This window comes from Acetobacter sicerae (assembly GCF_011516765.1).
Classification (GTDB): Bacteria; Pseudomonadota; Alphaproteobacteria; order Acetobacterales; family Acetobacteraceae; genus Acetobacter; species Acetobacter sicerae.
The window spans coordinates 108821-123267 of record NZ_JAAABN010000006.1; the positions used below are offsets into that span (position 1 = coordinate 108821).

Annotated in this window: 14 protein-coding genes; 4 read left to right on the forward strand and 10 right to left on the reverse strand. The window is 59.5% G+C overall.

Features of this window, described 5'->3' with window-relative positions:
- Positions 1 to 34 precede the first annotated feature (34 nt).
- Together GVI59_RS08610 and GVI59_RS08615 are read right to left on the reverse strand one after the other, a co-directional pair.
- Positions 35 to 547, reverse strand: coding sequence for a hypothetical protein (locus GVI59_RS08610; RefSeq protein ID WP_173573874.1), 513 nt, complete (start codon positions 545 to 547; stop codon positions 35 to 37).
- Entirely contained in the window at positions 544 to 1257 is a 714-nt protein-coding gene (locus tag GVI59_RS08615) for a methyltransferase domain-containing protein (RefSeq protein ID WP_242013027.1), read from the reverse strand. Before GVI59_RS08615 ends, GVI59_RS08610 begins: the two co-directional genes overlap by 4 nt.
- A gap of 52 nt (positions 1258 to 1309) precedes the next feature.
- Here GVI59_RS08615 and gloB point away from each other — a divergent pair, with 52 nt between their 5' ends.
- Together gloB and GVI59_RS08625 are read left to right on the forward strand one after the other, a co-directional pair.
- The gene (gloB, locus tag GVI59_RS08620) at positions 1310 to 2035 is read left to right on the forward strand and encodes a hydroxyacylglutathione hydrolase (RefSeq protein ID WP_173573875.1); all 726 of its coding nucleotides are present in this window, start codon (positions 1310 to 1312) and stop codon (positions 2033 to 2035) included.
- A 386-nt stretch (positions 2036 to 2421) separates the two neighbouring features.
- Positions 2422 to 3540 (forward strand): lipase, encoded by a 1119-nt coding sequence (locus tag GVI59_RS08625; protein WP_173573876.1) that lies wholly within the window; start codon positions 2422 to 2424, stop codon positions 3538 to 3540.
- 21 nt (positions 3541 to 3561) lie between these two features.
- On the opposite strand, the gene GVI59_RS08630 is transcribed toward GVI59_RS08625, so the two are convergent.
- Together GVI59_RS08630 and GVI59_RS08635 are read right to left on the reverse strand one after the other, a co-directional pair.
- Complete coding sequence (locus tag GVI59_RS08630) at positions 3562 to 4617, reverse strand: DUF2125 domain-containing protein (protein WP_338422085.1); 1056 nt, start codon at positions 4615 to 4617, stop codon at positions 3562 to 3564.
- Between the two features lie 434 nt (positions 4618 to 5051).
- Positions 5052 to 5756 carry a lysophospholipid acyltransferase family protein gene (locus GVI59_RS08635; protein WP_173573877.1) on the reverse strand — a complete coding sequence of 235 codons (705 nt, stop codon included), beginning with the start codon at positions 5754 to 5756 and terminating at the stop codon, positions 5052 to 5054.
- 172 nt (positions 5757 to 5928) lie between these two features.
- Between GVI59_RS08635 and GVI59_RS08640 the strand changes: the two genes are divergently transcribed.
- Positions 5929 to 6624, forward strand: coding sequence for a phosphatidylserine decarboxylase (locus GVI59_RS08640; RefSeq protein WP_173573878.1), 696 nt, complete (start codon positions 5929 to 5931; stop codon positions 6622 to 6624).
- 47 nt (positions 6625 to 6671) lie between these two features.
- A complete protein-coding gene (locus GVI59_RS08645; protein WP_173573879.1) occupies positions 6672 to 7544 on the forward strand; it encodes a CDP-alcohol phosphatidyltransferase family protein in 873 nt (290 codons plus the stop codon).
- Positions 7545 to 7600: 56 nt separating this feature from the next.
- On the opposite strand, the gene GVI59_RS08650 is transcribed toward GVI59_RS08645, so the two are convergent.
- From GVI59_RS08650 to GVI59_RS08675, 6 genes are read right to left on the reverse strand one after another with little or no spacing between them, the layout of a single operon-like run.
- Positions 7601 to 8089: an NADH-quinone oxidoreductase subunit B family protein gene (locus GVI59_RS08650; protein ID WP_173573880.1), complete on the reverse strand. Its 489-nt coding sequence runs from the start codon at positions 8087 to 8089 to the stop codon at positions 7601 to 7603.
- Between the two features lie 55 nt (positions 8090 to 8144).
- Positions 8145 to 9776: an NADH-quinone oxidoreductase subunit D-related protein gene (locus tag GVI59_RS08655; RefSeq protein WP_173573881.1), complete on the reverse strand. Its 1632-nt coding sequence runs from the start codon at positions 9774 to 9776 to the stop codon at positions 8145 to 8147.
- The gene (locus GVI59_RS08660) at positions 9773 to 10957 is read right to left on the reverse strand and encodes a hypothetical protein (protein ID WP_173573882.1); all 1185 of its coding nucleotides are present in this window, start codon (positions 10955 to 10957) and stop codon (positions 9773 to 9775) included. Before GVI59_RS08660 ends, GVI59_RS08655 begins: the two co-directional genes overlap by 4 nt.
- Positions 10957 to 11571 (reverse strand): hypothetical protein, encoded by a 615-nt coding sequence (locus tag GVI59_RS08665; protein ID WP_173573883.1) that lies wholly within the window; start codon positions 11569 to 11571, stop codon positions 10957 to 10959. Before GVI59_RS08665 ends, GVI59_RS08660 begins: the two co-directional genes overlap by 1 nt.
- Positions 11568 to 12602, reverse strand: a complete 1035-nt coding sequence (locus GVI59_RS08670) for a hypothetical protein (protein WP_173573884.1) — start codon at positions 12600 to 12602, stop codon at positions 11568 to 11570. The genes GVI59_RS08665 and GVI59_RS08670 overlap by 4 nt, the downstream gene beginning before the upstream one ends.
- Positions 12599 to 14374: a hypothetical protein gene (locus tag GVI59_RS08675; protein ID WP_173573885.1), complete on the reverse strand. Its 1776-nt coding sequence runs from the start codon at positions 14372 to 14374 to the stop codon at positions 12599 to 12601. The genes GVI59_RS08670 and GVI59_RS08675 overlap by 4 nt, the downstream gene beginning before the upstream one ends.
- Positions 14375 to 14447: the final 73 nt, after the last annotated feature.

The following is a 14447-nucleotide window of genomic DNA, read 5'->3' on the forward strand; positions in this document are numbered from 1 at the left end:
CCATCAGACCAGCATCAGAGATCCGTCAGCGAATTCAGAAGTTCAGCAACACACCAGTGAATATCTCTTCCACCACGCTCACCGGCGTGCAGTCCGCCCGTTTTACAATGGCGGTGTTGCGGATCACGGAAGCGGATGGCGGCGGCAGGATATTCTCATTCCACAGGCGAACGTTTTCGAGCGTCTCGCGGCTGATGGAAAAAGGCCCCACGACACGCCCGAACGGCACTGTCGTCGTATCCAGTTTCCGGGTCATCTCTGGCGTCAGTCTTTCCGGGGAATACCAGTTGCCCGCGTGCGCCACAGCCAGATCCCCACAGAACATGGTGACATGCCGATAGCGTAGAGGTTCGCTCGCCTCAAAAATACCCTTGGCGATGGCAGGAAGTGGCGCATCATCTTTTTGCTCAACCTGCACCCTCAACCGGACAGGCGGTGCGCCCAGACCGTTCTGTTCACACCATGTCTCCAGAGCAATCGTTGCGCTGGAAGCCTTGAGCAGCACCGTATCCAGCCTGCTGATCCGGTCCAGAACAGTTTCCGTCATTCAGCTTCCACCAGACGACGTCTCAGACTGAATGTTCGTTTTCCTACAGTCAGCGGAACGCCTCCCCACAGATTTTTGACGGCCTCCAGAATGACGACGCCACCGCAGGCAGGCAAGACCGTCCCTCCGGCCCGTTCAATCGCCGTGCTGAGACGGGGACTACGCAGAAGAGGAAACAGCGGCGGATAAAGAGCCGTTTCGCATGTCTCGACATGAAACATGCTCTCCTGCAACAGACGACGCACCTGACGTTGGGAGTAAGGCGTTCCCTGCCCATAGGGCGTCGTATCGCTCAGCGCCCAGAGCCCCCGCCGGTTGGGCACTATGAGAATGAGCTTTCCATTGTCGCGCAGTACTTTCCACACTGAGCGCAGAAGCTCGCGGCCTGATGGAGCGGTTTCAAGAGCATGCACCATGAGGATCCGGTCGAATGACAGTTCGGGAAACGGGAAGTGGCCGCCACTGACAACGCAGTCCATCTTATGACGGTGCAGCGCCTCGTCAGGAAGCATTTCGAGATGAGCAGCCACCGTCAGTGCCGCCTGATCGCGCCATTCCGAAAGAAAAGGTGTTGTGTAGCCCAGCCCAAGGAGATTGAGACCCCGAAGATCAGGCCAGCGAGTTGTCAGACGCCGGGCAAGAAGTCGCACCACTCCGGCACCCGCCGATGTGTCATAGAATACGTCAGCAGAACGAACTTCATCCAACATGATGCGTACAGTATCATAACTCGCTCAGATGCAGCACCACCGGAGTCCCGCCATGCCAATTACTGTTCTGCCCATTCCGGCTTTTTCAGATAATTACGTCTGGATGCTGACGGATGTGGAAACCGGCATGGTCGGCGTAGTTGATCCCGGCGAATCTGCGCCGGTCCGGGCTGCGATTGAAGCCCATGGCGGACGGCTGGACACCATTTTTCTGACTCACCACCACGCGGACCATACAGGTGGCGCTGAAACACTGCGTGACCGGTATGACGCCCGTATTATCGGCGCGGCAGCGGACGCAGCCCGCCTTCCTGGCCTTGATCAGGCCGTCCACGCCGGAGATCGGGTTGCATTCGGCGACAGTCAGGCTCTGGTGCTGGAAACGCCCGGACATACGCTGGGACATATTGCCTATTACTTCGACGATCCTGCCTCGCTTTTTTGCGGCGACACCCTGTTCAGTCTGGGATGTGGACGCCTGTTCGAAGGCACGCCGGAGCAGATGTACGCCAGCCTGCATGAGTTTGACGCGCTGCCGGACGAGACACTGGTCTATTGCGGTCATGAATATACCGCTTCCAATGCACGCTTCGCCCTTTCCGTGTCTCCTGACAACAAGACGCTTCAGCATCGCGCAGAGGAAGTCTCCCGATTAAGAGCGGCAGGTCAGCCAACTGTTCCCTCCACCCTTGAGTCGGAACGGGCCTGCAATCCATTTCTCCGCGCCACAACTCCGGAAGAATTGGGAAAACTGCGCAGACAAAAAGATCTGCTCTGACAAGGTTATTTTCACTAAATATTCTAAAAATATTCTTCATTTAAATCCCAACAAATATAAAACAGTAAAATATATACATAATAAACTCGCAAGTATATTACATGTATTTATAATACAAAATTATTATATGAAATTATTTACTGACACAAAATTAAAATATGATACAATTAGAGACGTTCACCACTCCCAAAGCCGCCCCTGAGGAAATCACGGGCCTTTGAGGAAACTACACTTCATTCCGCGTTAATCGGCACGTCAGGGGAATATTCCTCTTCTAAAATCCTGCGTAAAACAGATGATTTTTTGTGAAAAATCCTGACTGGATCGAAGAGAAAGAGAGCCGATTGACCATTCCAAAATCTGTTTAAATAAGCTACGAGGATACTATGAGTGATCTGGTTGCCGACATCTGGAAAATCGGTCGCAATATCGAAACTAATCTCATTCAGTCAGCCAATGACTTCCTGAATGCAACAGGTGTCAATCAGATCTGGAGCAGTCTGGCGGCGCTGCCCAGCAACATCATCGACAATACGACCCCCAACGACCTGATGACCTTTCTCAACGACAAGACGGCGATACCGGTCCCCACCAATCAGAATCTGAACCAGACTCCCACAGTGTCTCAGTTCATGAATGCTGCAAATGCCGAATATGCCCTGGCAGGCACACCGGATGGCATGTCCCCTTTTCTTATCAATGGAAAACAGCTCTCTGTCATTGATGAAGCCAGCGGAATGTCAGCAAAGGTCTGGATGACCGACAACGATCAGGTCATCATCGCATTTCAGGGCACGACGGGCGGGATCAACCTGCTCACCAATCCGGCAGCCGTGGCGACAGGCGTTCTTTCAGACGTCCAGATTTGGAATCAGACTGTCTCGCAGGCGCAGAAAGATGCGTTGTCCTTCACTCATTATGTTGTCGACATGGCCCAGCAGCAGGGCATCAACACCAATAATATCTTTGTGACAGGGCACTCGCTTGGCGGCATTGAAGCATCGTACGTCGCACAGCAGACCGGCCTTGGGGGTATCGCCTTCGAACCGACCGGGGTTCCTTCCTCATCCACAGCAAAAGGTGATGGCTCCAACTTCGTCAGTACCGTAACTTATGGTGATCCAGTCGGCGAGTATGCCAACGACACCATGCCCGGCATGTCTTTCGTCACGTCGATGCCCGCAGGTGCGAGCGGTGAATTCAATCATTACGGACATGTTGTCATGCTGGGAAATCCGGCGGACGACGCCCCTATGAAAGCAGCCATAAGTGACTGGAATTCCAGCACTGTCGGTAACATTAGCGAATTGCTGAGCGCTGCAAGCTTCGTCGGCAATCACTTGCCCGGCACTCAGGCTGCAGACATGGGAATCAAGCTTTCACCCTATGTTCCCGTTGGTGACACATCGATTTATAAAAGTGGACAGGTCTTTGCTGTAGGCAATGACAGTATCGCACAGCTTCTGACCGATAACGCCAACCGCACGACCAGCCTGACAAGCTGATCCCGCTTTCATGCCACGCGTTCAGGGAGGATTTATCTTTTCTTTCCCTGAACGCCAGAGTTCCAGCACTGCGCCAACAGGCATAGCGCCAATTGTCCACTCCCCTTTTCTCAATCTGAGAGGCACTTCAATAAGAGTGTCGGCAGCGGAAGTATTTCCATCCCCGCCTCCTTCTGGAAGCTTCTGCAGGTTTCCCTGAATGCGAAAACGCTCGATCAATGACGTGACACGACGGACATTGGGCGCGACCGCATGGGCTTCAGCCATGGCGTCCACTGTTTTTTCCAGTCCCCGTATCGTCAGATCGAAATCACCAGTCGCATCGTGCTGACAGATAAGTTTTCCTGTGATGGCCACAGAAGACGGTCCAAACCGCGCCTCGCCAATATGAAGCATCACGCCTTGGTCGCCATCTTCCGTCTCATTGGAAGAGAACGCTACATGCACTTTCTCTGCCCTATCGCCGATACCGGGCCATGCAACGGGCAATGTGACAGCCGAAGCTGTCACATCTGTCGCTACACCTTCCAGATGGTTCTGCTTCAGATACCATTCTGTTCTACCCAGAAGCTTTCTCAATTCGACACTGAACGGGAGCGCAGGCTGTTCAAGCGGAAAAGGCAGCGCATGCACTTCAAGCCGGTCATCTTCCGCCGCAAAGGAAGCATGAATTTCCCTTCCATCATTGGCAGAAGCAGCAGTCGCACGAAGCCCGCTTCCCGTCAGCCTGAATGCAAAATCCGGATGATCAGAATCGTGTCCCAGCAAAAAAGCCTGCTGCCCCCTGAACTTCATTCGGACTGAGGACGAAAATGGTCCGGCAGGAGACAGGGTCACAGCATTCCCGCCATAAATCAGCTGAGAATCTTTCAAACGTCCGCTCAGCCGGACATCCCGCAGCGTCACCTGCCATGGAAACGAGAACAGACTGAAGCCCGATATTCGCCAGGAGACATCCCATCCCTGTTTCAGAAGAACGCCTCGTTCCACATCAATCGTTCTGATCAGTCTCTGTCTGGCGACCATCATTCCGGCACAGGCCGTGACGACCAGCACCAGACCGAGACCAATGGCCACAGAGAAGCGGTTGCGATGTTTCAGCTGACACTCCCCTGTTTTCCTCACCGGTCATCGGATTTGTACCCCACGTCAGTGTCAGGAGCCAGATGACGGAACTCGTTCAATAAAATCCCCCGAAACAGTGAGGGTCAGCATGGATCAACAAAACTTATCCACAATTCATCAGTCAAAGCATCCACGTTTTCAGAAAAACTGTTTTCCTTACAACATCCGAAAAGAGACATCCCATCTGATTGCCGATTTTCATAGAAATCCGCAGTCTTCTGCGAAAAATCGTAATATCGCATTTTTATGTAATAAACCGGCTTGACTTCATTGAAGCATGGAAAAAGCAGGAGATTTTACGGATTAGCCCCTGAGCGTCATAAACCGCCATTTTATCCCACAGAGTTATCCACAGGGAAGTTCTTCCGGAGGTTAAAGACAGTCTGTCAAGATCCCAGACGCGGCTGCGCCTCCTGCCATGCCCGCTCAATGGCCTGAAGCATCTCTCCACGCCCCTTGGCCTGCACCGGATCGCCGATGACGACCGAGATGGTTCCCGCCCGCTTGAGGAAGCCCCGGTTCGGCCAGCAGAGCCCGGAATTGGTGGCGACAGGATAGACCGGCAGGCCAGTATGCCGCGCCATGGCGACGATACCCGGCTTGAGAGGAACCGTCTCCCCGTAGGCCATGCGGGTTCCCTCGGGGAAAATGATCATCTGCCTGCCATCGGCAGCCGCCCGCTCCGTTTCCTTCAGCAGGCCGCGCATCGCCTTGCTGCCGCCTGCCCGCTGGACGGGAATCATGCCCGTGAGTTTCAGCATCGGCCCCACGAAAGGCACCTTCAGCAACTCTTCCTTCATGACGTAAGTCGGCTTGGAGACCAGATTCATCCAGACCAGCGTGTCGAAGGCTGACTGATGCTGCGAGGCGATGATGAACGGCCTGTCCTTTGGGAGTTTTTCCAGCCCCTCCACACGCGTCCGGATACCACACCAGAAACGTCCACCCGCCAGATAGAATCGCGCCCAGAGTTTGGCGTAAGGCATCGCATAGCGCGGTACGAAAAGCCGGACAGGCATGGCCGCCCATCCCATCAGAACAGAAATGACGACGATATAGATCCGGAACAGGGCAGAGCGGATCACGCGCATGACAGGGCTCCCGGCTGGGCCTCGCGGCTGGATGAACAGGCTTTTACGACCCGCTTTCTGCGGGCCGGGCAGGTGCGGATGGAGACCAGAAAAGCCGGAATGACGCAAGGCGAAGCCCGAATGTCACGAGTTTCTCTTGATTCCGCAGCGATGAACGGCCAAGAACGGTAACATGTCACTCTTAGGCTCTCTCAAGTTCGTCCTTTCCCGCCCGCATCGCGAGGCCTACCCGTTCCTCGGCGTCTCCGGCGCTGTGACGGCCACCGCCTGCTATCTGGGCAGGCGCTTCAGATGCCCGGCCCTGAAGACCGTCGGCACGGCAAGCGGCCTGTTCTTCGGATTCTGCCTCTACTTCTTCCGTGACCCGGAACGTATTGCTCCGGCGCGGGAAGGTCTGGTGCTGGCGCCAGCTGACGGACGGATCGTGTCGATTGAAAAGATCGCCCCTCCTGTCGAGCTTGGCATGGGCGAAACGCCGGTCTGGCGTGTGGCGACCTTTCTGTCCGTGCTGGACGTGCATGTGAACCGCATGCCCGTCGCCGGAACCGTCACGCGCATTGCCTATCATGAGGGCAAGTTCCTCAACGCCAGTCTCGACAAGGCTTCGACGGACAACGAGCGCAACGCCATGAGCATCACGCTGCCCGATGGCCGCATGGTCGCCGTTGTGCAGATCGCCGGGCTGATCGCACGCCGGATCGTCTGCTCCGTCAAGGAAGGCGAGCGTCTGGAAGCCGGTGAGCGCTTCGGCCTGATCCGCTTCGGCTCGCGGACAGACGTTTATCTGCCCCCGGGTGTCGAGCCGCTGGTGGAAGTCGGTCAGACCATGATCGGCGGCGAGACGGTCGTGGCCGAGCTTGACGCCTGATCCAGTGCTGACCCGTCTCTTCCCCGCGACGCGGGAGCATTTCGTTCATGGCTGAAACAACAAGGCGCAGACGCCGTCGTCTGCGTGGCAGCCGTCCTGCCCGGACACGTGTGCGTGGACCGTCCTTCAACCGGCTTATCCCTAACCTGCTGACAATGCTGGGGCTTTGCAGCGGTCTGATGGGGATGCGTTTCGCGCTTGATGGTCGTTTCCATCATGCCGCCCTCGCCCTGCTGGCTTCGGCGATCATTGACGGACTCGACGGCCGGATTGCGCGCCTCCTGCGCGGCTCCACCCGCTTTGGTGCGGAGTTCGACAGTCTTTCGGACTTCCTCTGTTTCGGTGTAGCCCCGTCTTTCGTCCTGTATCTCTGGGCCATGAAAGACGCCGGCCGCTATTCTTTCCTGCCCGGCATTCTCTTCACGGTCTGCATGGCGCTGCGTCTGGCCCGCTTCAACGCCAGCCTCGACGGCGAGGAAGAACGTCCGAAATATGCGAGCAACTTCTTCACGGGCGTCCCGGCACCAGCAGGCGCAGGACTGGCTCTTTTCCCGCTTTTTCTGGGACTGGAAGCAGAAAAACTCGGCTATACCAGCCTTTACGAGATGACCCGCCTGCCCTGGCTGCCGATATTGAGCCTGATTGGGACCGGGTTTCTTCTGGTGTCCACCCTGCCGGTCTGGTCCTTCAAGAACTTCAAGGTTCCCGCCAAATATGTCCTGCCGATGATGCTGGGCATGGGAGCTTATCTCGTCGCGCTCGTAGCCGACCCCTGGGGTGTTCTGGCGGGGATGGGCGTTGTTTATGTCGCCCTGCTTCCTGTCAGCAGAATGAGTTTCCAGAGGCTCAGAAGAGCTGCCGAAGCTCTACAGGAAGATGAGGACGAAACACCACTCGCCGAGCATGCTACCCACCAATAAGGGCGGAACCCTGATATCGACCCGATCAGCGCACTGACAACGCCCGCTGGTCGGACTTACGCCTCCATGATGGGCGCAGGGGTCGGGGAAAGAAGGCTCACAATTCCCTGCAGGATGGCGTCAGGCGTCGGCGGACAGCCGGGAATGGCGCAATCCACGGACGCCCGCTTTTCCAGCCCGCCAAGAACAGCGTAATTCTCGGCAAACGGCCCTCCGTCAATCGCACAGGCTCCAACGGCAAGCAGACCCTTGGGCTGCGGCATCGCTTCCCATGCAGCCTTGACCACAGGGGCCATCATGCGGGTGCAGGTGCCGGTCACGAGCAGCATGTCAGCAACCCGGGGCGCGTCTGTAAACACAATCCCCGCTTCAGCCAGACCGTAATCGCCCTTTCTGAGCGCTTCCACCTCAAGGCTGCACGCTTCACAGCCACCGCTGTCCACATGAAAGAAAACCAGCGGAGAACGGGAGACAACCGGCGGCAGCGCAGGACCGGCAGGCGCAAGCAGGGATGTGAACAACGCGCGGATCAGAACAGTCGACACGGTAACCCCCTCCCTCTTGGCCTGTCACAGAAATGTGGCGGCAGCCGAACTATTCTTACAGATCAACGGCCGCGACAGAAACACCGAACGAACAACGCACGGCATCAAATTTAGAGGGGCTGCATCCCTGAAGCGCCGTTTCCTGCACGCTCTGCAGCACACCGGCCGGTTCTGCAATGAACGTACGCTCCACCTGTCCTGCCTGTAAAATCACGACATGACAGATCAGCCCGTCCGGCCCTTCAACGGCGGCATATCCCTCACATCGTTCTTGAGGAACCTGCACCGGCGTAAAAAATGAAGCACGCTCCGCTTCATCTTCAGCCGTGAACATGGCGCTGAAAGCGGCAATCATCCGCAGGCTTTCCGCAATGTCTTCGAAACGGATCCGACAACGGGCGGCGGCATCGCCTTCAATCGCGACAGGCGTGCGGATTCGCACACCCGAATACGCTTCCATGGACTGGCGCAGGTCGGCTCCCCTGCCGCAACTCCGGCCAACCGCACCGCCCAGCATGAGAGCGTCAGCCAGAGACCTCGGAACCTGTCCCTCGCCGACCAGAGCAGATGTCACAACGCCGGTTGCCCGCCAGAGCGCCTGAATATCAAGGAAATCTCCCGTTCCGAAGACGGCGATTTCCTCGCAGAGGGTTCTGAGCCCCTCCAGCACGACGTCTTCATGCAGTTGCTCATGCCCGGCAATGGCGAGCGTGACACCGCCCGGCGCCACACAGTCGAGCAGCAGACGTCGCCCGATGGCCGCCTGACAGACGCGGGAGAGGATATCGCGCGCCTTATACAGCCGGGCCGCCAGCATCTCCGCTCCAGCGGCATCCGCCGTTCGCGCCAGACAGGTGAGATGGGTGTAAATCCTCTCGATCTCACACAGCATCGCACGGATGTGCCCGATCATCGGCGCGACCGTCATGCCGACCGCCTGCTCGACCGCAGCGCTAAAGGCCCATTGATGGGCCAGCGTCGCGCCCACATGGATTCGTCCACTCAGTCCAGCCGCATCAGCGAGCGAGACACCCGCCATCCGCGCTTCCATCCCCCGATGCGCAAAGCCGGTCAGCGTCTCAACAGTGCGGACCCGCCCGTTTGCAACACCGAGGCGAAAATGCACGGGTCCCTCGGTCCCTCCGGATGCCGGTCCACGCGAAAAAACCATTCCCTGTGCAGCGACCAGCGGATCAGGCGTGGAAAACTCGGGCATATCGGTCATGCCCGAGGCGGGGACCGGACGTTCCGCCAGCGGGGCCGTCACCGTCCACGCACCACGATCCACCAGCGGCCGCGTGTCGGCCGCGTCCATGGCCTCGATCCCCCAGAGATCGCGGATCATGCGTTCGAAGGGCGCTGCGCGGCGACGGATCGCTGAAAATCCGCGATAGCGGGGTCCCTCCAGCGCCAGAGACGCCATCAGCGGCCTGAGACCGACCTCACCTCCCGGCACGCCACCTTCATTGAAAAAGGCATGCACAGCCTTGCCGTCACACCAGAGGCCCAGCAGAACCGCCGGATCGTCACGCAGGCATTCCACCAGATCAAACCATGCGTCTTCGGTCAGCTCAAAACGCCAGGCCGTTTCAGTCTTCTGGCCGTTGCGAACGAGCGCCCGCACTGAAGGTCTGGACGACTCCTGCGTTACAAGAGCGCCGCCGAACAGGATGGGTGGGATACTCATGAGCGTCCTTCCCTGCTGTCTGATCTGGCGCCACTGACTTTGGGAAGCACTACGCCTGACGGGAAGAGTCGGACACCAGGCCGCAACGCGGGCCATATCGCCGCAATCAGCAGCAGGGCGAGCGGCAGGGATGTTCCCGCCACCAGCATCACAGCCAGAAGCAACGCTGCGAATCCCGGCAGAAGAAACGCCCTGTCCGCCAGCAACGTCACACGAGAATCCGGTCTTCCGGACAGCGAAAGCCATGGCGTGGCGACAAGTGGACCAAACACAGCCAGATCAGCCACCAGAGGATGCGCAAGCCCGGCAGAAACGGCGGCAAGTCCCATCGAAGCCTGTGTCAGCAGCGAGGTCGCCTGTGCGGATCTCAATCTGAGACGTAAAGCTGCCAGCGCCAGAGTGGCGAGACCAGCCGCAAAGAGCAGCCCCCGCAGACCCAGCGCAGTCACCGGCAGCAGGGGGAAGGTCACCAGCAACGCCACTACGGCCAGCGTTGCGGCATTGGCTCTCAGGATTTCCGATGAGTCGCCTGTTCGGTCTTTCCGTGTCGCATTTAGTGACAGCGTGCAAGGAAACAGGCTTGCGAGCAGGCAGAAGCCACACCCGGCGAGCATCCCTTCGATGATCGGATCAGGGTGCAGAAAACCGCTACAGACCAGCAGGGCTCCCGTGGCGGTCCGCCGCAGGGTGTTCCAGCCCGAAAGCGCACGGCCCGCGCCTGTATTGAGCAGAATGACGGCCAGAACGGGAGCCGACAGCAGCATGGCCGCCCGCGCGACAGGTTCCGAAAGCATCATGGCCAGAGACAGCAGCCCGGTGGTCCAGAACGGCACGGCATCCCGTGCAACCAGAGCCCGTTCCTCTTCGGGCAGCGGTGGCGCGAAGCACTGTGACACCAGACTGACATGCAGGATCAGACAACCGACCGTAGCCAGCGGCGCTTCGATCATCCATCCCAGTTCAACGCCCTGTCCGGTAGTGGCCAGATAAATCGAAAGCGGCACATTGAGCGCAGCAAGTCCCACCGCGACAAGGGAGAAATTCGCGGCAAGCTGGGAGAACCGGCTTTTCGTCTCCTCATCACCCGTCCGACTTTCCGGACCGAAGGCCGCGATGATCGCACCGGCAAGAAATGGCCAGACAAGGCTGAGAAACAGGATGATATCCGCTGTGATGATCATCAGAATCCGCCCTCCCCGCGTTCTGTGGATTTCAGTCGCAGAAGGGACAGACGTCGAACCAGCCAGGTTCCGGCCCCGGCGAGCAGGAGAACGCACACACCGATGAGCCAGCCCGCATAGGGGTTGCGAATGTTGGCTGCTGTCAGCAGCAGGCCGTTACAGGCCGTCAGAAGACCAGCAAGCTGGTAGCGTGCGCCGGAACGCAGCGACAGCGTGGCCAGACCGATAAAGGTCACACCAAGCGCCACCGTCACCACTGCCGCATCAATCGGAATAAATGGCGCTGCGAGAAGCGCTGGATTCTGGAGCATGTCCTCCGATGGAAGACTGAGGCTGCCCGCAATCAGAAGCGCCAGAGACAGGACCACCGCTCCAGCCACGCGCGACGGACCGGTTTCGTCCGTATAGCGTCCCAGCCACCATGCCGGACCGATCGAGAGAATCAGCGCGCTCACCGCCGCGAAAAGGATGACGGCAGGCAGAGGTTCGGACGTCGCATGACGCAGAAGCAGGATGGAAAGAGCCGTCAGAAGCCCCGTCGCTGGCGTCACCATCAGCCCGGCGAGAAGCGTCAGTAGAGCCAGCAGAGGCAGAAGGGCAAGCGCGAGCGTCATCGTTTTTCGATACCCGTTCGACGGATGGTGGGATGCGCCGAGGGTGTATTTTCTGAAACCCTATTGTCCTCCGGCATGACGCCGACCGGCGGCATGAGACGGGCGGCGGTCATCAACTGAAGCGCCAGCACCGCCAGCAGCAGCGCGGACGCCGCCCGCAGACGCACCGCAGCCAGATCTCCAAGCGCGAAAGCCCGGCCGGTCGCAAGAATGACCGCCAGTAGAAAACTACGCAGAAGCCAGCACAGAACGCCGAGCGCCAGCGCACCGCAGCCACTCAGAAAAGAAGAACAATCAAGGACCGAGGCCAACGAGCCGGGCCACATGAAATCCCCGGCCAGAGTAAGCCATGTGAGTGCCGCCATGTCCCGCGACAGCATCAGAAGCGCCCCATCGCTTCCCTGCTCTTCGGAAGCCGACTTTGCCACTGGATCGACAGCCGCCAGCATGGCCGCTCCGGCCAGCACAAAGGGCGCGCCTTCCACAAACGGGTTTTCATGGCTCATGCCCGCCAGCACGGAAGCGAGGTCGGTCGTCGCTCCAGCGCTGAACAGAAGCGCCACCAGCAGAAACAGGCAGGGCAGCACCAGCGCCAGTGCGACGGCCCGCCCGAACGCGAACGTGGCGAGCTCCGCAGGTTGGGCCAGTTCGGGCAGCAATGCGGTAAAACGGGCCAGCACCAGCAGCAGTCCCACGAGCAGCAGATCAGACCATGAGCGCGTCAGAAGCCCCAGTGTGAAGGCTGGAACAAGCAACGCTGCGCACACGGCGGCGGCCAGAGAAAACGGCGCAACAAGCCCGGCGATCATCCCGGTGACCAGCGGCGGCGCATCACTGTGCGGAACAGGCGGCGCATGCCCCCATTCACGACCGATAACGAACCAGCGACGCAGCACAGGCGGGGCCGGAACACCCGCCATCCTTGCCGAGATGAAACTGCGGAACCCGCTCAGAAGCGGCCCGACGAGCACCACCAGCGCCAGTTGCAGCACCGTCAGCAGAGCGGAAAGGACGATCTGAAGGAGGGTCATGACATCAGCGCCGACAGAGAAATGCCCAGTGCGACCAGAACAAGCACCACGGCGGTCGCGTGGTCCGCAAGAGGAGCGGTTCCCCGGAGCATCCGTCTGAGACGATGCAGCCAGCGTGCGCCGCAACGCAACATCCGGGCACGGGACATGATCCTGCGACGTCCCCGCAGAAACAGCACCGAGCGCAACGAAGACGGGGCCATATCGACACCCGACCAGATCAGCGGTTCGCCAAAGGGCAGCCAGGGAGCACGCGTCGTCAGCCCACCCAGCCACGGCGTCGTCTCACCGGTGTGAATGTCGGACAGAATTTCGCGTTTCAGCACGGGAGCACTGGTCCGTGAACGAAGAGCCTGCTGCTGCGCCATTCTGATGACCAGCACGACCATCAGCAGAAGCGCTGTGACGCCAACGGGCATCCACGACGACAGCCCATCGGGTGCAACCAGTGTAAAGAAAGGTTGTGGTGTCAGACGGGGCGCGGCCGTCAATTGCTGCAGGACAGGCTCGGCCAGACGCAGCACACCGCCCGGCACAAACCCGGCCACAACGGCAAACAGCAGCGAGCCGGAAACTGGCGCCAGAGCGGGCCAGATCGCATCCGGGCAGGCCGCCATGCGGGGACTGCGTGCGCTGCCCAGCAAGAGGAGTGCCGCCAGTCTCAGCGCGGCCAGTCCGGTCAACGCAACAAGCACGCCAAGAGCCAGCAGAAAAGCGAGCGATGGCAGGGCGGCGGCAAATCCGTCCGGCAGCAGACCAAGAGCCGTCTCAACCAGCAGCCACAGGATGGTAAAACCACCCGCAGGCGGAAGAAAAGTGAGAATCAGCAGCGTTGCGGCGAATAGCCCCGCCAGTCGCGGCGCAAACAGGATCAAACCACCCAGACGGCCGAGATGGTCCGAACCCGCGCCTTCTGCGATCAGACCACCGGTGCGCAGAAACGCTATGGCGACAGGCCAGAGCGTCACCAGCCCCAGCACAAGCGTGCCGGCTGCCGCATGCGCCGTCAGGGCAGACCCGGAAGCACCGGCAAGAAACAGCAGTCCAAGAGAAGTGATGCTCAGCGCGGCGGGAAGACCGGCCAGCCCCGCATTTGCGGTGCTGCCTTTTCGCGTGGTGAGCGTGGAGAACACGCGCACGAACGCCAGCATCATCCCACCGGCAATCAGCGTCGCAGTCATGGCGGGCGTGATCACGCTGTCGGACCTGAGAAGAATGCGACAAAGCAGCAGCAGACCACAGCCGGATTCCAGCATCGGGGCGACCGCAAAATCAGGCTGGCGACGCCCCGCCCCCGCCGCACAGACCAGAGCAGCGACGATGGCCATCCACTCAGAGCCGTGGACCGCGCCGGGTGAGCAGGCCGCCGCGAAAAGAAGAGCCCGCAGACATCCGGCTGATGCCTTCTGACGTTCCGGAAACGCCAGCACCAGCGCCAGACAGCCCGTCACCATCAGGGCGGCGGTATCACTGGCGAAAGCGGCCAGACACGCGGCTGCACAGGCGAGCGGCAGACGCCCTCCGGGCCTGATCCATCGCTCCGAACAGCAACCGAGGATGGCGAACACTCCCAGAAACAGACAGCCGAGCGGGTCCAGCGTGAAGAAGGGCAGAACAGAGCGCGCATCGCCCGCGCTCCACGGCAGCACGACCAGCGCACCCAGCACCGCGACCAGCCACATCCCCTGACAGGCCAGCCGCTGCTGCCCTGACGGCAGCCCGATCCATCGCTCCGCCGTGACCGAAAGCAGGCAGGCGAGGAGAACCGGCAACAGGATGAGGATCGTCAGGATGGGGAAATGTCCTGCATGATGCGAACCGACGCGATGCTGTGCGGGCTGTCAG

Coding starts and splice junctions, on each gene's coding strand:
- GVI59_RS08610 (WP_173573874.1), bottom strand. CDS start 547: ATGACGGAAACTGTTCTGGACCGGATCAGCAGGCTGGATACGGTGCTG.
- GVI59_RS08615 (WP_242013027.1), bottom strand. CDS start 1,257: ATGTTGGATGAAGTTCGTTCTGCTGACGTATTCTATGACACATCGGCG.
- gloB (WP_173573875.1), top strand. CDS start 1,310: ATGCCAATTACTGTTCTGCCCATTCCGGCTTTTTCAGATAATTACGTC.
- GVI59_RS08625 (WP_173573876.1), top strand. CDS start 2,422: ATGAGTGATCTGGTTGCCGACATCTGGAAAATCGGTCGCAATATCGAA.
- GVI59_RS08635 (WP_173573877.1), bottom strand. CDS start 5,756: ATGCGCGTGATCCGCTCTGCCCTGTTCCGGATCTATATCGTCGTCATT.
- GVI59_RS08640 (WP_173573878.1), top strand. CDS start 5,929: ATGTCACTCTTAGGCTCTCTCAAGTTCGTCCTTTCCCGCCCGCATCGC.
- GVI59_RS08645 (WP_173573879.1), top strand. CDS start 6,672: ATGGCTGAAACAACAAGGCGCAGACGCCGTCGTCTGCGTGGCAGCCGT.
- GVI59_RS08655 (WP_173573881.1), bottom strand. CDS start 9,776: ATGAGTATCCCACCCATCCTGTTCGGCGGCGCTCTTGTAACGCAGGAG.
- GVI59_RS08660 (WP_173573882.1), bottom strand. CDS start 10,957: ATGATCATCACAGCGGATATCATCCTGTTTCTCAGCCTTGTCTGGCCA.
- GVI59_RS08665 (WP_173573883.1), bottom strand. CDS start 11,571: ATGACGCTCGCGCTTGCCCTTCTGCCTCTGCTGGCTCTACTGACGCTT.
- GVI59_RS08670 (WP_173573884.1), bottom strand. CDS start 12,602: ATGACCCTCCTTCAGATCGTCCTTTCCGCTCTGCTGACGGTGCTGCAA.